The following is an 18,160-nucleotide window of genomic DNA, read 5'->3' as shown; positions in this document are numbered from 1 at the left end:
CTCTGCCATCAGACCTGAGCCGTGGCGGCAGATTTGCCGTTCTTCTCAAGCACCGCTTCGGTAATCGAATTGGGTATCCGACGCGGAGTTTCGATGAGACCCAGAACCGGCATGAGAATGAGGAAGAAGGCGAAGTAATAGATTGTGCCGCACAGCGCCATCAGCGTGTAGAGATCGGATGGCTGGCGCGAACCAAGCCAGCCCAGCATGATGCAGTCCACCACGAAGATCCAGAAAAACAGCTTGTACCATGGACGGTAGACAGCCGAACGGACCTTGGAAGTGTCGAGCCAGGGCAGGAAGAACAGCACAATGATTGAGCCAAACATCACCAGAACGCCGCCGAGCTTGGAATCGATCGGGCCAATGTTGAAGGTGATAGCACGAAGCATGGCGTAGAATGGCAGGAAGTACCACTCCGGCACGATGTGCGCGGGCGTCTTCAATGCATCCGCCATGATGTAGTTATCCGGATGCCCCAGATAGTTTGGCATGTAGAAGACGAACCATGCGTAGACAAGCAGGAAGACCGAGAGGCCAAGTGCGTCCTTCAGCGTCGCGTAAGGCGTGAATGGAACAGTGTCGGTCTTGGTCTTGACTTCAATGCCGGTCGGGTTGGTTTGGCCCGTCACATGCAGCGCCCAGACGTGCAGGATGACAACGCCTGCAATCATGAACGGCAGCAGATAATGAAGTGCGAAGAAGCGGTTCAGGGTTGGCTGATCAACTGCGAAGCCGCCAAGCAGGAACTGCTGAATCCACTCACCTACCAGCGGGAAGGCCGTAAAGAAGCCGGTGATGACGGTCGCGCCCCAGAAGGACATCTGGCCCCAAGGCAAAACGTAGCCCATGAAGGCTGTTGCCATCATCAGCAAGAAGATAACAACGCCCAAGATCCAGAGGATTTCGCGTGGCGCCTTGTAGGAGCCGTAGTAAAGGCCGCGTGCAATATGCAGATAGACTGCAATGAAGAAGAAGGAGGCACCGTTGGCGTGCATATAACGCAGCAGCCAGCCGTGATTCACATCACGCATGATTTTTTCGACGGAATTGAAAGCAACCGTCGTTTCAGCCGCGTAATGCATGGCCAGCACAACGCCCGTCAAAATCTGCACCAACAGCATCACGGCAAGCATGCCGCCAAATGTGTAGGCATAGTTCAGATTGCGCGGAACCGGGTAGGCAATGAAGCTGTCATACATCATACGCGGCAGGGGAAGCCGCGCATCGATCCATTTTTCGACAGCCGTCGAAGGTTGATAATTGGAATGCCCTGCACTCATGTCCTGTCCCCTCACCCGATCCGGATCACAGTATCGGAAGCAAATGTAAACGTCGGAATCGCAAGGTTCTGCGGCGCAGGACCTTTACGGATGCGGCCCGCCGTATCGTAGTGCGAACCATGGCAAGGACAGAACCAACCGCCGAAATCCCCCGATTGGCCGAGCGGCACGCAACCCAGATGGGTGCAGGAGCCGATCATGACGATCCAGTTTTCTTTGCCCTTGCCGGCGGAACGGTCGATATCCGTTGCCTTGGCGTCAGCGCCGAGGTTTGCATTGCGCGCTACCGGATCTTTCAGGTCGCCAAGCGCGACGGAATTGGCTTCCGCCACTTCCTTCTCCGTACGGTTACGAATGAAGATAGGCTTGCCGCGCCACTTCACCGTCAAGGACATGCCCGGCTGAACGCTTGAAACATCAACTTCGATGGAAGCCAGCGCAAGCGTGGAAGCATCCGGCCGCATTTGGTCGATGAACGGCCACGCAACGGCGGCGGCACCTACGGCACCGGCCATTCCAGTGGCCAGATAAAGGAAATCACGGCGCGTGGGCTCACCCATCGTGCCGCTGTTCGTGTCGTGCTCGCTCACGTTCAACCCATCCTCTGCGCAGAAATGTACTGAATTTGCATTGCCCCTCACCCTCGTGGTCCAATTCAGACACAATTGGACACTATTCTCCCCGAAAATTGTCTAAGCGTGAACGCAAGATAAGTCCAGTCTTCTGCGATAAGCCACAGGCACATTGTCGCGCCCCGATGGATGCACGCAACACTTGAGCCCCAACTCACGCAGGTCAGTCCCGCATTTCGAACACGCTTTTCCCTCTGCCAGTGTGGTTAGCATGATTCGCCAACACATCTGCACCAATGACGCGCAGTTTCTCATCCACATGACGTCACCGCAAACGCACGCGTTGAGAACTTGCTTGGGGAAAGATACTGCGAAGGCAAGGAAGCCAGCTTTTAACGACGGTGTGAGTACCCGTATTTGAGATAGATCAAATCGTCCTCAGACTTCAGGTCTACGTAGACGAAAGCTATTCATCACGCCTGCGAGCCAAGAAAGCCGCCCGATTGGCGGGACCATAGTTCCGCATAGAGCCCTTGCTTGGATACAAGTTCCGCGTGACTGCCCTGCTCCACGATGCGACCGACATCCATGACGATCAACCGATCCAATGCTGCAATCGTGGACAGGCGGTGCGCGATGGCAAGAACTGTCTTGCCCTTCATCAGTTCATGCAGATGCGCCTGAATGGCAGCTTCCACCTCGGAATCGAGTGCTGATGTTGCTTCATCCAAAATCAGGATGGGAGCATCTTTTAGCATCACGCGCGCAATAGCAACGCGCTGACGCTGGCCCCCAGAGAGCTTGACGCCGCGTTCGCCAACATGCGCATCAAACCCGGTTCTGCCCTTTTGATCCACCAGCTTTTGGATGAAATCATAGGCCTCTGCTTGACGAGTTGCTTCGATCAACTGAGCTTCAGTCGCGCCCGGGCGCCCAAAGAGAATATTGTCGCGGATAGAGCGATGCAGCAGCGACGTATCCTGCGTCACCATTCCGATCTGCGCCCGAAGGGACTCCTGAGAAACCTTCGCAATATCCTGTCCATCGATCAGAATACGGCCCGATTCCAGATCATAAAAGCGCAGCAGCAGATTGACGAGTGTCGATTTGCCGGCACCGGAGCGTCCCACGATCCCAACCTTCTCCCCCGCCTCAATGGTAAGATCCAGACGGTCGATGACGCCTTTTCCGCGGCCATAGTGAAAGCTGACATTCTCGAAGCGAATTACCGGCTGGCCGATCTGCAAATCTGGCGCATTCGGTTCATCCTGCAAATCGATAGGCTGGGAAATCAGCTCTGCCGCATTCTGGACCGTGCCATAGTTGCGCATGATGCCGTTAAACTGCGTCATGAGGCGGCCAAGGAGGAAGTTCAACCGGAGAACGAGCGCGAGCGTGAAAGCCACGGCACCAGAACTGATCTTGCCCGCAAGCCAGAGATGGATGCACAGCGCCGCCATGCTGCTAATCATGATGCCGGATAGGAGTGCCATGGAGGCCCGTACACCCGTAATGAAGCGGGTGAACATCAGGGTCGTTCCCTGAAACACCTCAAAGCCTTCCCGCATGTAGCGGTCATTGGCCTCGTTGCGTCCAAAAAGGCGAAGCGTCTGGATATTGCTGTAGGAATCAACCATGCGTCCGCTGAGCATGGAAGCTGCTTCCGCGGTTTCCCGCGAATGATAGCGGATGCGCGGTACGAAATAGCGTGCCAGCATGGAGAAAATCGCCACCCAGACAAGGACAATCACTGTCAGCCGCCAATCCAGACCGCCGACCAGGGTCAACATGGAGACCGAATAGATCGCGACAAACCAGACGCTTTCCATCAGAGAGGTTACGAGATCGCCAGTTGCCTGCCCGCCGGACCAAACCTTGGTAACGATACGCCCGGCAAAATCGTTCTGAAAGAACGAAAGAGATTGTCGAGCAACATGCTGGTATGATTGCCAACGCACCAGATTATAAAAGCCCGGCGTTATAATCTGTTGATCCACAAGCGCATTGGCCATAGCGACAAGAAACCGCACAACAGCGATCAGAACCAGCATTCCAGCCAGTTCCCAACCATGTGACGCCAAAAGGCCGGACCAGCCTGCTGCCTTATCGACGGTCGCAAGGATATCCACCAGGCGTCCCACAAACCAAAACAATGCTGCTTCAATCGCAGCCGTCATTCCACCCAACACCAACATCACGAAAAATGGTGTCTTTGCCTGGCGAATGTAAAACCAGATAAAGGGGATAGTCCCGGCTGGTGGGCGCAGGTCATGCTTTGGCCCAAAGGGATCTAAAAAGGTCTCGAAGCGGCGAGCGATAGCGGAAAAGATCATGGAAGCCGATATAGGCGGATTCCGCCAAGCGGCAAAGTTAAACACCGTCCACCTTGTATGAAACGGAAAAATTATCCCAATAGGACATGCGCCTTTTCAGCCACATCCAGACGCACATAATCGCCGGGAGCAGGGAGTGCGACGCTGGAGGTCTTGATGCGGATTGGCGGCAAAGCTGCACCGTTCAGCGCAACAGCGATTGTGGAGGTTGAACCGGCAAATTCGACATCCACGACCTGACCTGTATTGTCCTGCTGGCTGCCGTCTGTGGCAATGCGGATCTGTTCAGGCCGCAGCATGATCTCCACCTTGCCCTTGTGTTCGCCTGCAATCGCGACATTCCCCAGGGCGCAGTTCGCAACATGGCCTTTGGCGATAGCGGGCAGCAGAACGGCATCGCCCATGAACAGTGCCGTGGCGCGATCCGTTGGATGGAAATAGAGATCCCGCGGCGTACCCGCCTGCACCACCCTGCCCTCGCGCATCACCACCAGCCGGTCAGCAAAGGAAAGTGCTTCCTCCTGATCATGCGTTACAAGAATGGTGGTGACACCGGCCGATTGCAGAACACGCGACACCGTCTTGCGCATGTTTTCCCGTAACCCGGTATCAAGCGCAGAGAAGGGCTCGTCCAGCAACATCAGGCGCGGGCGGCAAGCCAAGGCACGCGCCAGAGCTACACGCTGTTGCTGCCCGCCAGACAGCTGATGCGGGCGGCGCGCCAGCATGCCTCGGTCCAGCTCAACCATATCCAGCAGCGAAAGGATGCGTTCCCGCCGCTCTCGATTTCCTCGGGCGATGCCAAAGCCGATGTTATCGGCAACTGTCAGATGCGGAAAGAGCGCGCCATCCTGCGCAACGATACCGATACCTCGCAGGTGAGCGGGGACAGAACATGTCGCATCCGCCAGGAGTTCCTCGTTCACGCAGACGCTGCCTTCATCCGGCGTTTCAAAGCCTGCGATCATCCTGAGAAGCGTCGTCTTGCCAGAGCCGGAGGGACCAACCACTGCGGTGCGCATGCCCGAGCCTGCTTCGAGGCTCACCTGATCCAGCGCCTGCACCTTGCCATAGCACTTGCTGACTTTATCGATGGAAAGCACGGTCATTGTCCTGCTACCCGCTTGGATTGAATATGAAGATAAAGCGTCATTGGCATGGAAAGCACCACCATCATCACTGCATAGGGTGCCGCGGAGACATAATCGATTTCGCTGGTGAGAGACCAGAAGCGCGTGGCGAGCGTATCGACCCCAAGCGGCGACAGCATCAGAGTTGCCGTCAGCTCATTAGCAATGCCAAGTGCCGCAAGCGCCACGCTGGCGGCGGCACCAGGGGCAGCCAGCCTGAACGTAATTTCCACGACAGCCTGGCGCGGTGTCCGGCCAAGCGCGGTGGCCGCCCGTTCCAGCTCCACCGGAGCCTGTGCAATACTCGTGCGCAAACCGACCATGGCGCGCGGCAAGAACAACAGGACGTAAGCCGCAAGCAGGGTGGCGAATGTTTGGTAAAGCGGCATGAAATACCGCACTGTGACGGTGACCAGAGCCAGCGCCACAACGACGCCGGGAAGAGAGCCGACATAATAATGGCACGCTTCCAGAACGCGCTGCACACGACCAGGTGCGCGCACAGAAAGCCAGGCCATCGGTGCCGCCAGCAGCGTTGCAAGCACGCCTCCTGCCAGAGACAGAAGAATTGTCTGGATGAGCGCGTTGCCAAGCATATCCGCCTGCCAGATGACAATGCCGCCGAACCAAAGCCACTGGCCCAGCGTGAACAGCGGCACACCGATTGCCAAAGCTGCAACGGCTACAGGCGCGAGCAGGCAAGGCAGCGTCAACCAGCCCAGCCGACGTCTGTTGACGGGCCGTGGTGTACCGGTGCCGACACGCGCGTAACGTTCGTTGCCGCGCAAAATGATTTCCAAAAGCAGAAGCACAAGACAGCAGAAAACCAGCACCCCGCCCAACATGTTCGAAGCCGGGCTGTTGTAGGACGATTGGAACTGGTCAACGATCGCCGTCGCGAAGGTGTCAAAGCGGATCATCACGAACAGACCGTATTCCGACAAGAGATGCAACGCGATCAGCAGCGAACCGCCACAGACGGCCAATCGCAATTGCGGCAGAACAATACGCACGAAAATCCAGAAAGGCGAAAGGCCAAGGGAAGCGCCCGCATCTTCCAATGCGGGATCAAGACGGCGTATCGCAGCGGCGACAGGCAAATAGAGGAAAGGATAGTAGGCCAGAACCGCGACGAACACCGCGCTCCACAGCCCGCGCATACCGGGCAGAACAGTTATCCAGGCATAGCTGTGTACGAAAGCGGGAATTGCAAGCGGCGCAACAGCAAGCCCTGAAAAGAAGCGCCGGAAGGGCAGATCGGTTCTCTCCGTCAACCAGGCAAGACCGACGGCCACGAGGATGGAGATCGGGATCGTTGCCACTTCCAGATAGATGGTATTGACCAGAAGCTCACCCACACGCGGGCGAAACACGAGCGCCCGTACTGTATCCCAGCCAACATCGAAGGTGACAAGCGCGATGAAACCCAGCGGCAGGAGGCTGAACAGCGCGACGGCAAGGGCGAGCAGCGTTGCGACAGGATGCGAACGCAGCGCGGGCAGAAGCCGAAATCCTCCAGAGCGGCCAGCTGGCCGCCTCGTCAATGAGGCACGCTGCAACAGAGAACCCTTCACTTCACGGATCAACACACATGCAAAGGCTTGCGACCCGCCTGAACAAGATGACGGAGCAGGTCCGGCATGACACCGGTCCCGATATGGAAAACGACCGCGGTCATGCGCCGCGGTCGTCGTGATGATTAAAAGCTTGTTGAGCAGAACTCAACAGATTTGGCACTGATTAAAGGAGACCAGCGGCTGTCATCAACTCGACAACCTTCTTGCTGTCGAGCTTGGATGCATCAACCTTGGGCGCCTGCAGATCCTTGATCGGAACCAGCTTGGCGTTGGAATCGCCATTGATTGCATATTCGAACGATGTACCGTTCTTGAGGATTTCCTGGCCGCCCTTGCCGGTTACGAACTTCAGGAATTCCTGCGCTTCCTTTTGATGCTTGCTGGACTTGAGCACGCCACCGCCGGAAACGCTGAGGAATGCCCCTGGGTCCTGATTGCGGAAGTAATGCAGACCCACGTTCTTGCTGTTTTCGCCAGTCTTTGCCTGATCGCCGAACCAGTAATAGTGATAGATGACCGCGCCTTCGACTTCATGGGCGTTGACCGCCTTCATGGCGACGCTGTTACCCTTATAGGCAACGAAGTTTTCCTTCATTGCCTTTAGCCACTTGGCGGTTTCCTGTTCGCCCTTCAGAGACAAAAGCGCGCCGACAATCGCCTGGAAATCAGCTCCTGCCGGAGAAGCACCCCAGCGGCCCTTCCACGCAGGGTCAGCAAGATCGAGCATGGACTTAGGAAGCTTGTCTTCTGTCAACTTGGTCTTGTCATAGGCAAAAACCGTGGAGCGGCCTGCAATGCCAGTCCAGTTGCCATTCGCAGGGCGGAACTGTTCAGGAACCTGGGCAAGCGTACCCTGTTCCACCGGCGCAAAAAGACCTGCACCATCGACAAGGGCCATCGCCGGGGAATTCTCGGTCAGGAATACGTCAGCCGGAGATGCATCGCCCTCCTGGATAAGCTGGTTGGCGAACTGCATGTCGCCGCCCTGGCGCATGGTCACCTTGATCCCAGTGGCCTTGGTGAAGGCGTCAATCCATTCCCGGCCCAGGCTTTCGTGCTGTGCGTTATAGACCACAATGCCTTCGCCATCGGCGGCGTAAACCACGCTCGAAAAACCTGCGCTTGCAAGCAGCACAGCAAAAAGCGCTGAAAAACGGCTGACAGACTTCATCAAAATCTCCCTTAACAGGCCACTCGCGGCGGGTTGGAGGCTCTATAAATTAATGTGATTAGAACTTTCAAGTTTTAACATGGTCTTTGTGAAAAATAAGTGCGTTGCCACGACCGGAGGCAGAGTGAGTGGGCCCGGCGGGGCTTTGGCAGCGCCACCGGGATAGGCAAAGGCGTGATGGGCGGCGAGTTACTCCGCCGCTTCCGTTTCCGCATCGTCATCACCAAGGAAGCCACCGGACTGGCGATTCCAAAGATCAGCATAGATGCCGCAATGGGCCACCAGTTCCGAATGAGTGCCCTGCTCGATGATGTGCCCCTTATCCAGAACGATCAGGCGATCCATCTGCGTGAGAGTGGAGAGGCGGTGCGCGATTGCAATCACCGTCTTATCCTCAATCAACTTGAACAGGCTCTCCTGAATGGCTGCTTCTACTTCCGAATCGAGCGCAGAAGTCGCTTCGTCCAGAATGAGAATCGGCGCATCTTTCAGGAACACACGGGCAATAGCGATGCGCTGGCGCTGACCGCCGGAAAGCTTCACGCCGCGTTCGCCTACATGTGCATCGAGACCCGTGCGCCCCTGCTGGTCGGCCAGTGACTGGATGAAGTCCCAGGCGTTGGCGCGCTTTGCAGCCTCAATGATCTCAGCATCCGTGGCATCCGGACGGCCATAGGAAATGTTGTCGCGGATCGAGCGATGCAGCAACGAAGTGTCCTGCGTCACGACGCCAATGAGAGCACGAAGGCTATCCTGCGACACTTGCGAGATATCCTGACCATCGATGACAATTCGGCCCTTCTCAACGTCATAGAAGCGCAACAGCAAGTTCATGAGGGTTGTCTTGCCAGCACCGGAGCGACCGACGAGACCTACCTTTTCACCCGCTTTGATTTTCAGGGAGAAGTCTTCGATCACGCCCTTTTGCTTGCCGTAGTGGAAACGAACGCCCTCATAGACGATCTCACCCTGCGGCGCGGCCAGTGCCTTGGCGGAAGGTTTATCGACGATGTCGTGCGATTTTGTCATCATGTTCATGCCGTCGTAGATCGTGCCAACGGCTTCGAACAGGGCTGCAACTTCCCACATGATCCACTGCGACATGCCGTTGATGCGCATGGAAAGGCCAATGGCCACAGCAATCGCTCCAACGGAAACGCTGCCCTGCAGCCAGAACCATATGCCGAGCGCGGCGACGGAGAACTGAACAAGGGCATTGTTGATATCGACAGCCATGTTCAACAGCGAAATCTGTCGCATCTGGCGATGAACCGTGCCAAGGAACTCATCCATGCCTTCACGGGCATAGGTTTCCTCACGCCCGGCATGAGAGAACAGCTTAACAGTGGCGATATTGGTATAACTATCGACAATGCGCCCTGTCATCATGGAGCGCGCATCAGCCTGCTCACTCGAGCTTTTCCGCAATTTGGGAATGAAGTAACGCAGAATCAGGCCATAGATCACGATCCAGGCCACCAGCGGCACGCCGAGACGCCAATCAACGGCAGCCACCAGCGCCAGCATGGAAATGAAGAAGCTGAGCGCATAGACAAAGACATCGATGATCTTCATCGTTGCTTCGCGCACGGCCAGTGCCGTTTGCATAACCTTTGTCGAAACGCGGCCAGCAAATTCATTGGCAAAGAAGGTCATGGAGTGACGCAGCAGGAAGCGGTGCATCTGCCAGCGGGCAATCATGGGGAAATTGCCGGCAAGGACCTGATGCATGGTCACCGTATGCATGATGCCGATCGCTGGCAGGCCCAGGAGCAGCAGTGCCGCCATGCCAGTCAGATGCCAGCCTTCGGTTGCCAGAAACGTGGTCCGGTCGGCATTGCTCAGCCAGTCCACGATATTGCCGAGGAACTGATAGAGAAACACTTCAATGATAGCGATGCCCATTGAGCAAAGGCCCAAGAGCAGCAACCAAGGCCAGACCGGCTTGGTATAGTACCAGCAAAAGGCAAACAAACCCTTCGGAGGCAGTTCCGGCTCACCTGCCGGATAGGGGTTAACTCGATTTTCAAACCAGGCAAACATAGGAACAAGGGCTCCATCGGACGGAACACGAGGCCGCAACTCCCGCGCTAAAGCGCAAAAATGGCGACAGGTTCGTGAAATTCAATTGGCGGGGCCGATACGGCCACGAAGAGAAACGGTGTGGAGAAAAGAAGTGGAAGCCTGCGAGCGCTTAGATCAAGGCCACGGGGGCCGGATGCAGGAGGCGCAATTTCACGGCAATATCCATGTAGCCCTCCTTTGTGGCTCGCATTAAAGACTGCATTTCCACTACCACTGATGCTCTGAAATGAAAAGCCGGGATCAGCTCTTTCACATCTTAAGACATGCTGCGTGACGATTGCGCGACAAATGCCGCAATGCGATACAGCTGCCAATTCAATTCGGAGCCATGAGATGACGAGATTGCGGATCGCGCTTTATCAGCCGGATATTCCGGGCAATACCGGCACTATTCTCAGATTGGCGGCCTGTCTCGGTCTCAAAGTCGACATCATTGAACCGGCAGGCTTTGTGCTTTCAGATAAAAACCTGAAGCGCGCTGGAATGGATTATCTTGCCAGCGTTGCCATGACGCGTCACGTCAACTGGCAGAAATTTGATGAATGGCGGACGAGCGAAGGACGACGGCTGGTTCTGGCATCCACGAAGGCGGCGCAGCCCTATACGCAATTTAGCTTCAAGGATAACGATATACTGCTGTTCGGTCGTGAAAGCGCTGGCGTGCCTGATGATGTGCATGACATGGCGGATGCTCGCCTGCTCATTCCAATGGTTGAAGGCCAACGCTCCATAAATGTTGCCATGTCCGCAGCGATGATCACAGGTGAAGCCCTGCGGCAAATTGCTTCACTGCAATAACACGCATCGGTGGTATTGGCGCTGGCATGTGTTTGTGCGAAACTGTTCGCGCGAATGCTTCCCATGAACGATGGCCAGCCTTGGAGACACATCAATGTTCCCCACCGCATTCACGCATGGCATTACTCAATTCGCGCGGACACTTAGCCTGCCGGAACGACTGTATCACTCACCGGCCCGCAATATGGCGCTGGAAGGGCTACGCCGCCGCAACACCACTCTCGACTCCTTCTTCTACGACGTTAAAGTTGTATCTGCTGAAGAGGCTTTTTACATCAGCGGCTGCCTGGCGGCGGAAGGCGCCATCCTCATCGTTCCGCCGACAGACGGCGGCGAGCTTCGACTCTTCGATACCGTGGATGACTTCATCCAAAGCGGCGGCGCCTCGATTGATACTCTGGCAGTTGCAGGTGTCGGCAGTTCAGCCCTTGGGTCAGCCGCATTGGGCCGAAACATCGCAGATGCGACCGGCAGGCCTGTTGCGGTAGTCATTTCCGGCTACGGGTTAGCCGATGCCGTGACTGAATCGCTCGGCGGATATTTCCTGTTCGGACAGATGAATTCGGTTCGCCATGCATTCGAGCAGCTAGACGAATTTTTCGGTCGCCCGCAGTTTGGCATTGCCACACGGCTGAGCAGCGAAAAGCTGAGCCAAGGCAGTCTCGACACACAAACGGTACGCGCGCTCCTGGCCGACAACCGCCTCTCCTTCCGTCTGCTCGTCGGTCACTCGAAAGGCAATCTCGTCATTTCCGAGGCCCTTTACGATCTCCACGAGAACGAAAATGAGCGTGCACGGCAGCTGGCCGATAAAGTGAAAATCATCACCATTAGCGCCCGCATTGCCATGCCGCCCGTTTTTACGGATGTGGTGGATGTCATGGGCGAATGGGATTGGTTCGGCGATATCAATTCTCGCAAGGGCATTCCAGCCGATGAGATTGTGCCCCGCGCCTTCCATCATACCAACACGGAAGTTCCCAACCACGTGCCGGTAACAGAGGTGCTGAGGAAGATCCTCGCAGAAACAAAAGCTGTGGAGCGCGAGATCCCAGGCGCAATGTCTTCCCCGGCGACTGAGGCAGTTCAAACCATTCAGTCAGAGGATAAGGGCAGCGCGCCCCTTGCCGAGCCGATCAGCCCCCTTGTTGAGCCGACCAACGTTGAGCTGGCACAGGCTGAACCGTCAACATCTGCACTCGTTGCAAGCACGGCTCTGCCGGATACGCTTCAGCCTCAACCCGAAGAGGTCGAGATGCTGAAGCCTGCCATCCAGGTGCCAATCGCTGAGAAAAAAGAAAAAACCATGAGCCGGCGAAACCGGCCACGCGGCCGCTAAAGCATTTCCAGGAATGTCCTTAGAGACAGCGAGTTTGAGCTTTCTACTTCTGTGAAGTGCCAAAACGTCCAAGCGCTGTGTTTACCCATAGCCCAAAAATCAGAGAGTGCCGGTAGCGGACTTACCGGCACTCTCATTTTGATCACACTTCGACGCCAACAAGGGACTAAGAGACGTGGTCGGGTGATCAATCTCCTCTGAGACGTTTACCTGAAAAGCTTCAGGCTGTTTGCCATCGTGGCATTGGTTATGTTGAGACCTATCGTCTGCAGTTGTTGCTTGACGGAAAGGGAGGCATTGCGCACAGCCTCTTCTTCCATATTGGCATCTACCAGTTTAGAGACGCCCTTCGCGTAACTGTCCTGAAGATCTTGCAGGAAGGTGACGTTGCTGCCGATCCTGCTGCTGGTCGCGCCGATATCGGCGGCGGCATCCGTGGCACCGCGCAACATGCTATTGACGGCCGAAATCATTCCGTCAATTTCTTCGCCCGTCGTACTGTTGGAAACAGCAATCTCAGCCGATGCGCCGGACACTGGCACTTGGGAGCCCACATCCAGCAAGTGATAATCATAGGCCGCGCCGGACTTGGTGATACCGGAGTAGGAGCGCGTCAACAGACCGTCGGACGCATCACCCTTTGCCACGAGGTTAGACTTGGCCGTATCGAAATCGATAACGTTGATGGCAACGTCACCATTGGCATCGCTGGTGACTGAACCAACCATGGATTCGACTTTCGGTGCCTTGCCAGCCTCGGTCTGAAGCCAGTTCTGGCCGCTGAAATTGCTGGATTGAGCCACGGTCTTCAACTGCTCCTTCAGCTGCGTGATTTCCTTGTTCACAAACGATTTATCCACGCCAGCGGACTTCGACAGGATCAGCTTCGACTGGATGTCACCAAGAATTTTGACGGACGAATTCATGCCAATGGATGCCGTATCGGCAATTGCAGCAGAGATCGCTTGCGAATCTTCCGCGCTCGATAGCGAAAGACTGCTGGATTTCATCGTGGTCGCTATAGACCAATAAGCCGCGTTGTTGCTTGCGCGTTCAACAGCGAGCCCGGACGATATGCGGTTGGACGACTCAGTCTTGGCCCGAGACGTCACGCTCAAGGCTGAAATGGTCGTCAGAGCTGTGGCATTACCCGTGTAGGAAGACATGAAAGCCCCGCTAGAACCGTCCGAGACATCTGTCCCGTTTCGTTAACGTGTAGCAGTGAGAATTTGCGCGGAGGTTAGAATAATCGCTAAAATTGCCAGCACCGGACAAATGCGCGCTAATCGGCAGTTGGCAAACGCCGCATGGTAAATTCGATCTGATCGCCATCGAGCTGGCGCCAGCTTTCCACCTCTGTCCAATACGCAGCTTTGGGGAAGGCATCGAACCATTCGCGTGCTTTTTCACGCGCCTGTTCACGAGAAAGGCAGTAGGTTTCCCGCACAAAATGCCCGCTCGTGCGCGTAGCAGCACTGGACCGATGCCGGTCAATCCTGCGCTTCAAGCCGTCGAGCGGCGGTGGTGTGAATTTCGCCATGCTCTCTACCTCTAATACAGTGAATAGTAGCAGATAATGCTGGCGCGAGTCGAATCGCTTGCGACTTTCAGGACGTTGCTTTGCAACGGCCCCATGGTTAGAACCCTCTCCATTCATTGACGAAGCAAAAGGAACGACCATGGAGCGACCGCAAATCCCGGTGGGCCTGCCGGGCGACATCGAGGACAAGAAAGCCCGCGCGCGCGCATGGTTTGAGAACTTGCGGGATGAGATCTGTTCCTCCTTCGAACAGTTGGAAGATGAACTTTCCGGCCCTTTGAGTGATCGGGCACCGGGTCGTTTCCGACCGAAAGACTGGCTTCGGGAAGAAGGGGCTGGCGGCGGCGGGCGCATGTCCATGATGGAAGGCCGCGTTTTCGAAAAGGTTGGTGTCCACACCTCCACCGTGCATGGCGAATTTTCCGAGGAATTTCGCAAGCAAATGCCCGGCGCCTCTGAAGACCCTCGCTTTTGGGCCTCCGGCATTTCGCTGATTGCCCATCCGGTCAATCCCAATGTGCCAGCCGTACACATGAATACGCGCATGGTGGTCACTTCCGGGCTCTGGTTCGGCGGTGGTGCCGACCTGACGCCCGTTCTGGATCGACGCCGCACGCAGGACGATCCTGACACCCGCGCTTTTCATGCAGCACTTGAGCAAGCCTGCCGCCGTCACGAAACTGTCGCGGATTATGAAGCATTGAAGCACTGGTGCGACGAGTATTTCTTCCTGAAGCATCGCAATGAAGCCCGCGGCATCGGCGGTATCTTCTACGACTGGCTCTACCCTCGCGAAGACAAAGGCGGCTGGGATGCGAACTTCGCCTTCACGCAGGATGTGGGGCGCGCTTTCCGCGACATCTATCCGCAACTGGTCAGAGCCAACTTCAATACGCCCTGGACCGATGATGACCGTGAAGAGCAACTGATTCGCCGTGGTCGCTACGTGGAGTTCAATCTGCTCTACGATCGCGGCACCATTTTCGGCCTGAAGACGGGCGGCAATGTTGAATCCATTCTTTCATCGCTGCCGCCCATGGTGCGCTGGCCTTGAGTTGCAAACTAACGCTGGCGTGAAGCGGTGTGACAATGCGGAGCATTGACAATCGCGCAATACATATCATTCTGCGCACATTGGACTGCACCGGAGGAGGATCGTCATGGTCACATCGAGGAGCGTAGCAGTACCCCAGCAAGCTGACAAAGCTCATTTGTCAGCATCACCGCAAATGATTGATCGCATGGCTGCGGACCTTAGGGCTCGCAGTGACGCTGACTTGCCCCACGCATTCTACGTGGCACAGGTTCGCAGGCAATTGATGGTTCAGGGAAGCCAGACCGGCATCCCTCAGCCACCCGCGAAGAAAAAGCCGGAAATCTCCGTCTTCCACGCCTGGGCTATGCCGGAATAACCGCATCCCAGATGCATGGAACGCACAAGGCTTCTACCCGTTGAGACGGCAGATACGGATTAAAACTCCGCATCTGCCCAACCAAAGGGAGAAAGATCATGAGACTATTCGAATGCGGAACGCTTGTTCCCGGATGCGAATGGCATACACGTGCCGACGAGGACGCAGAAGTGGTCCGTCGTGCGGTTGATCACATGCGCGACACCCATGGAGAAACGATCATCCGTGAGACCATGGTGGAGAACATCAAGGCTCGTATTCGTGATGAGCAACGCCAAGATCAGTCGGCGACCGCCTGATTAATGAGCTTTGGCAACCATCTCCTCGAGCCGGGCGGTCAGCACTGCCCGGTCGTCGATGAAGTTCCGTTCGATCCATTGCTCTTCGAGCTGACCGAGGAGTTCTCCGACCTTCGGTCCAGGCTTGATTCCAAGCGCTACTACATCGCTGCCGCTCAACGGAAAAGCGGGCTTCGTAAAAGCCTCCGCCCGCTTCAAAAGCGCATCCCACTTCGCCGCTTTCAGCATCTGCTCATCATTTCCTGCGGCTTGCGCACGAGCCGAAGCAAGCGACAATCGCATTCGCATAACGATTCCTGCTTTGCCATTGCGATAGAGCATCCTGTCCAGTGCCGCCCCGGCAGTCTCTGGCGTCAAGCTGGGTGCCACCGCAAACTTCACCAGCGTTTCGCTCTCAGCTTTTGAAAGCCGCAAGCGCTGGGCCAGCGCCTCAACACGATCTATTTGCGGCGGAATGATTGACGAAAGTCGCAACAGCGCATCAGGCTTCCAACCCAGCGATTGTTCCGCTGCAATCAATCCATGGATGGCGTCGATACCCCACTTCTCCGTTTCCGGCAGAACTGCCGTCAGGACACCGGAAGTACGCATCCACAAGAGCGCGCGAGATGGGTCAGGCGCTGCCAGCAGTTTACGGATTTCGCTCCACACCCGCTCGGCCGAAAGCGTACCGAGCTTATCCTTGGCGCGCGCACTGGCTCGTAAACCATCCGCATCGGGCCTGCCCGATCCGTAATAGGCGAAGAAGCGAAAGAACCTTAGAACGCGCAGATAATCTTCTTCAATGCGACTTGAAGCATCGCCGATGAAGCGCAACGTGCGGCTCTCAATATCTTTCAGCCCATCCACAAGATCGATCACGGTGCCATCAGCCGTGGCATAGAGCGCATTGATGGTGAAGTCACGCCGCTCGGCATCCTGCTGCCAGTCCGTTCCAAAACTTACTTTTGCACGGCGTCCGTCGGTTTCCACATCCTTTCGCAGCGTGGTTACCTCGAAGCCGCGACCGTCGATGACAAGCGTGACCGTGCCATGGTCGAAACCAGTGGGGACTGCCTTGATCCCGGCATGTTTGGCGCGAGCCATCACCTCTTCTGGTGGATTGGTGGTGGCAAAATCCACGTCGGAAATCGCAATCCCCATCAAGGCATTGCGTACAGCTCCACCAACGACCCTGCCCTCGCCGCCATCCGCATTCAGAAGTTCAAAAACGCGCTGAGCGGAGGCGTCCCTTAACCAGTCCCGGTCGCCAAGCATTGTCATGCGTAAAGCCTTTCGTAGAGCGTGCGCAAAATACCCGCCGTAATGCCCCAGATGTTCCACTCCCCATAGGGCATGCGGTAAAAATGGTGCTCAATACCATTGAATTGACGTGTACCGCGTTCGTGATTGGCCGGGTCCATCAAAAATGACAATGGCACTTCGAATACCCGGTCCACTTCGGTGGGATTGAGCTTCAGTTCGAAACCCCTCTGCACAACGGAAAGAACCGGGGTGATGCGAAAACCCGTCGCGGCAAAATAATCCGGAAGCCGCGCCACCGGCTGCACGAAACGAGGAGAAAGGCCGATTTCCTCCTCCGCCTCACGCACCGCCGCCGCCTCCACAGAGCCATCCGTCGCGTCCACCCCGCCACCGGGGAAGGCGATCTGGCCGGAATGCTTTCGAAGCGTCGCGGTTCGCTGCGTCAGAATAACCTTTGCGCCGTCAGGATCATCCACAACTGGAACCAGCACGGCTGCATCTTTCAGGCTGAGGCCGGAGACGCGCTCGATCATGGCAGGGTTCAGAACATGGTCACCATGTTCCACCGAGGCCACGTCCAACGGGCTGCCACTCTGGTTCAGCGCTCGGCGGCGAAACTCGCCGGCGGAATAAAAAGCGGGGTTCAAAACCGGATTGGTCATTGCGCATCAGTCATTGTGAAAGGGCATCCAGTTCCGCAGCAGGCATGATGGGAAAAACCTGACCACGGGAGCGAACTGCGAAAGTCTCCACACCGTCGATCACAACGACCTCCCCATTCTCCACCAACTCGTACATGACAGCACGCGATAGAAGTGCTTCCAGCCTGCCGCGCACCAGCACGTAAGGCTTCAACTCCTTCTTGTCACCGGCAATGTCAAAGCGCAACGGATGGTCGGCATCCACGGTGACAACATCACCCACATTGGTACGGAACGTGACGACCTGCCCGCCTCCAACCTCTTCCAAAGACATCTCCACAGCCAGGAAAGGCGCATCCTGCACACGAATTCCCACTTTCTCCACAGGCGTAACGAGGTAGGTCTTGCCATCCTCATCCTTGCGCAGAACAGTGGAAAACAGGCGCACAAGGGCTGGTCTGCCGATGGGTGTTCCAAGGTAAAACCAGGTGCCATCGCTGCGAATTTCCATGTCGAGATCGCCGCAAAACGGCGGGTTCCAGCGGTCTACTGGCGGCAATGAGGGCTTGCCGCCTACCGTCTGCTCTGCCGCCCTCGCAATCATGGCGGCCAATCCGGCAGCATCGCCGGCAGTTTTGATTTCGCTCTCTGCCATAATTTCAGTCACGGTTGCTGGTTAAGTGCCAATGTGTCACGAGATAGTCATTCACAACGTCCTTGTCAGCCGCTATCGCG

The 18,160-nt window shown here is 56.3% G+C and carries 17 protein-coding genes; 5 read left to right on the top strand and 12 right to left on the bottom strand.

What is annotated here, in order from left to right:
• Nucleotides 1–8 precede the first annotated feature (8 nt).
• The 7 genes from AC0JZ1_RS06375 to AC0JZ1_RS06345 form a co-directional block, all read right to left on the bottom strand.
• Nucleotides 9–1,283 carry a cytochrome b gene (locus AC0JZ1_RS06375; RefSeq protein ID WP_471881577.1) on the bottom strand — a complete coding sequence of 425 codons (1,275 nt, stop codon included), beginning with the start codon at nt 1,281–1,283 and terminating at the stop codon, nt 9–11.
• Between the two features lie 11 nt (nt 1,284–1,294).
• On the bottom strand, nt 1,295–1,873 hold the full coding sequence (petA, locus tag AC0JZ1_RS06370; RefSeq protein ID WP_471881576.1) for a ubiquinol-cytochrome c reductase iron-sulfur subunit: 579 nt from the start codon (nt 1,871–1,873) through the stop codon (nt 1,295–1,297).
• 455 nt (nt 1,874–2,328) lie between these two features.
• A complete protein-coding gene (locus AC0JZ1_RS06365; RefSeq protein WP_471881575.1) occupies nt 2,329–4,188 on the bottom strand; it encodes an ABC transporter ATP-binding protein in 1,860 nt (619 codons plus the stop codon).
• 71 nt (nt 4,189–4,259) lie between these two features.
• The gene (locus tag AC0JZ1_RS06360; protein WP_471881574.1) at nt 4,260–5,297 is read right to left on the bottom strand and encodes an ABC transporter ATP-binding protein; all 1,038 of its coding nucleotides are present in this window, start codon (nt 5,295–5,297) and stop codon (nt 4,260–4,262) included.
• Nucleotides 5,294–6,877 (bottom strand): ABC transporter permease, encoded by a 1,584-nt coding sequence (locus tag AC0JZ1_RS06355; RefSeq protein WP_471881573.1) that lies wholly within the window; start codon nt 6,875–6,877, stop codon nt 5,294–5,296. Before AC0JZ1_RS06355 ends, AC0JZ1_RS06360 begins: the two co-directional genes overlap by 4 nt.
• A gap of 181 nt (nt 6,878–7,058) precedes the next feature.
• Nucleotides 7,059–8,066, bottom strand: a complete 1,008-nt coding sequence (locus AC0JZ1_RS06350) for an iron ABC transporter substrate-binding protein (RefSeq protein WP_471881572.1) — start codon at nt 8,064–8,066, stop codon at nt 7,059–7,061.
• A gap of 189 nt (nt 8,067–8,255) precedes the next feature.
• The gene (locus AC0JZ1_RS06345) at nt 8,256–10,109 is read right to left on the bottom strand and encodes an ABC transporter ATP-binding protein (RefSeq protein ID WP_471881571.1); all 1,854 of its coding nucleotides are present in this window, start codon (nt 10,107–10,109) and stop codon (nt 8,256–8,258) included.
• Nucleotides 10,110–10,484: 375 nt separating this feature from the next.
• On the opposite strand from AC0JZ1_RS06345, the gene AC0JZ1_RS06340 reads away from it, so the two are divergent.
• Both AC0JZ1_RS06340 and AC0JZ1_RS06335 read left to right on the top strand, forming a co-directional pair.
• Nucleotides 10,485–10,949, top strand: a complete 465-nt coding sequence (locus AC0JZ1_RS06340; protein WP_471881570.1) for a tRNA (cytidine(34)-2'-O)-methyltransferase — start codon at nt 10,485–10,487, stop codon at nt 10,947–10,949.
• 94 nt (nt 10,950–11,043) lie between these two features.
• Nucleotides 11,044–12,288 carry a hypothetical protein gene (locus AC0JZ1_RS06335; protein WP_471881569.1) on the top strand — a complete coding sequence of 415 codons (1,245 nt, stop codon included), beginning with the start codon at nt 11,044–11,046 and terminating at the stop codon, nt 12,286–12,288.
• A gap of 206 nt (nt 12,289–12,494) precedes the next feature.
• Here the strand turns inward: AC0JZ1_RS06335 and AC0JZ1_RS06330 are convergent, their stop codons facing one another.
• Nucleotides 12,495–13,454, bottom strand: a complete 960-nt coding sequence (locus AC0JZ1_RS06330; protein ID WP_471881568.1) for a flagellin N-terminal helical domain-containing protein — start codon at nt 13,452–13,454, stop codon at nt 12,495–12,497.
• Between the two features lie 116 nt (nt 13,455–13,570).
• Nucleotides 13,571–13,828, bottom strand: coding sequence for a hypothetical protein (locus AC0JZ1_RS06325; RefSeq protein WP_471881567.1), 258 nt, complete (start codon nt 13,826–13,828; stop codon nt 13,571–13,573).
• A 139-nt stretch (nt 13,829–13,967) separates the two neighbouring features.
• Between AC0JZ1_RS06325 and hemF the strand changes: the two genes are divergently transcribed.
• From hemF to AC0JZ1_RS06310, 3 genes are all read left to right on the top strand, one after another.
• Nucleotides 13,968–14,882: an oxygen-dependent coproporphyrinogen oxidase gene (gene hemF, locus AC0JZ1_RS06320; RefSeq protein ID WP_471881566.1), complete on the top strand. Its 915-nt coding sequence runs from the start codon at nt 13,968–13,970 to the stop codon at nt 14,880–14,882.
• Nucleotides 14,883–14,988: 106 nt separating this feature from the next.
• Nucleotides 14,989–15,240, top strand: a complete 252-nt coding sequence (locus tag AC0JZ1_RS06315; protein WP_471881565.1) for a hypothetical protein — start codon at nt 14,989–14,991, stop codon at nt 15,238–15,240.
• Nucleotides 15,241–15,338: 98 nt separating this feature from the next.
• Nucleotides 15,339–15,539 carry a DUF1059 domain-containing protein gene (locus AC0JZ1_RS06310; RefSeq protein WP_471881564.1) on the top strand — a complete coding sequence of 67 codons (201 nt, stop codon included), beginning with the start codon at nt 15,339–15,341 and terminating at the stop codon, nt 15,537–15,539.
• On the opposite strand, the gene AC0JZ1_RS06305 is transcribed toward AC0JZ1_RS06310, so the two are convergent.
• From AC0JZ1_RS06305 to AC0JZ1_RS06295, 3 genes are read right to left on the bottom strand one after another with little or no spacing between them, the layout of a single operon-like run.
• Complete coding sequence (locus tag AC0JZ1_RS06305; protein WP_471881563.1) at nt 15,540–16,802, bottom strand: CCA tRNA nucleotidyltransferase; 1,263 nt, start codon at nt 16,800–16,802, stop codon at nt 15,540–15,542.
• Nucleotides 16,799–17,446 carry a CoA pyrophosphatase gene (locus AC0JZ1_RS06300; protein ID WP_471881562.1) on the bottom strand — a complete coding sequence of 216 codons (648 nt, stop codon included), beginning with the start codon at nt 17,444–17,446 and terminating at the stop codon, nt 16,799–16,801. The genes AC0JZ1_RS06305 and AC0JZ1_RS06300 overlap by 4 nt, the downstream gene beginning before the upstream one ends.
• A gap of 10 nt (nt 17,447–17,456) precedes the next feature.
• Nucleotides 17,457–18,080 (bottom strand): DUF1285 domain-containing protein, encoded by a 624-nt coding sequence (locus tag AC0JZ1_RS06295; protein WP_471881561.1) that lies wholly within the window; start codon nt 18,078–18,080, stop codon nt 17,457–17,459.
• Nucleotides 18,081–18,160: the final 80 nt, after the last annotated feature.

The organism is Affinirhizobium capsici (assembly GCF_977018625.1).
The sequence above is the reverse complement of the archived record's forward strand: the minus strand, read 5'-3'. Positions and strand labels throughout refer to the sequence as shown.

Coding starts and splice junctions, on each gene's coding strand:
- AC0JZ1_RS06345 (WP_471881571.1), bottom strand. CDS start 10,109: ATGTTTGCCTGGTTTGAAAATCGAGTTAACCCCTATCCGGCAGGTGAG.
- AC0JZ1_RS06310 (WP_471881564.1), top strand. CDS start 15,339: ATGAGACTATTCGAATGCGGAACGCTTGTTCCCGGATGCGAATGGCAT.
- AC0JZ1_RS06335 (WP_471881569.1), top strand. CDS start 11,044: ATGTTCCCCACCGCATTCACGCATGGCATTACTCAATTCGCGCGGACA.
- AC0JZ1_RS06295 (WP_471881561.1), bottom strand. CDS start 18,080: ATGGCAGAGAGCGAAATCAAAACTGCCGGCGATGCTGCCGGATTGGCC.
- AC0JZ1_RS06325 (WP_471881567.1), bottom strand. CDS start 13,828: ATGGCGAAATTCACACCACCGCCGCTCGACGGCTTGAAGCGCAGGATT.
- AC0JZ1_RS06305 (WP_471881563.1), bottom strand. CDS start 16,802: ATGACAATGCTTGGCGACCGGGACTGGTTAAGGGACGCCTCCGCTCAG.
- AC0JZ1_RS06340 (WP_471881570.1), top strand. CDS start 10,485: ATGACGAGATTGCGGATCGCGCTTTATCAGCCGGATATTCCGGGCAAT.
- AC0JZ1_RS06300 (WP_471881562.1), bottom strand. CDS start 17,446: ATGACCAATCCGGTTTTGAACCCCGCTTTTTATTCCGCCGGCGAGTTT.
- hemF (WP_471881566.1), top strand. CDS start 13,968: ATGGAGCGACCGCAAATCCCGGTGGGCCTGCCGGGCGACATCGAGGAC.
- AC0JZ1_RS06365 (WP_471881575.1), bottom strand. CDS start 4,188: ATGATCTTTTCCGCTATCGCTCGCCGCTTCGAGACCTTTTTAGATCCC.
- AC0JZ1_RS06375 (WP_471881577.1), bottom strand. CDS start 1,283: ATGAGTGCAGGGCATTCCAATTATCAACCTTCGACGGCTGTCGAAAAA.
- AC0JZ1_RS06350 (WP_471881572.1), bottom strand. CDS start 8,066: ATGAAGTCTGTCAGCCGTTTTTCAGCGCTTTTTGCTGTGCTGCTTGCA.
- AC0JZ1_RS06330 (WP_471881568.1), bottom strand. CDS start 13,454: ATGTCTTCCTACACGGGTAATGCCACAGCTCTGACGACCATTTCAGCC.
- AC0JZ1_RS06360 (WP_471881574.1), bottom strand. CDS start 5,297: ATGACCGTGCTTTCCATCGATAAAGTCAGCAAGTGCTATGGCAAGGTG.
- AC0JZ1_RS06315 (WP_471881565.1), top strand. CDS start 14,989: ATGGTCACATCGAGGAGCGTAGCAGTACCCCAGCAAGCTGACAAAGCT.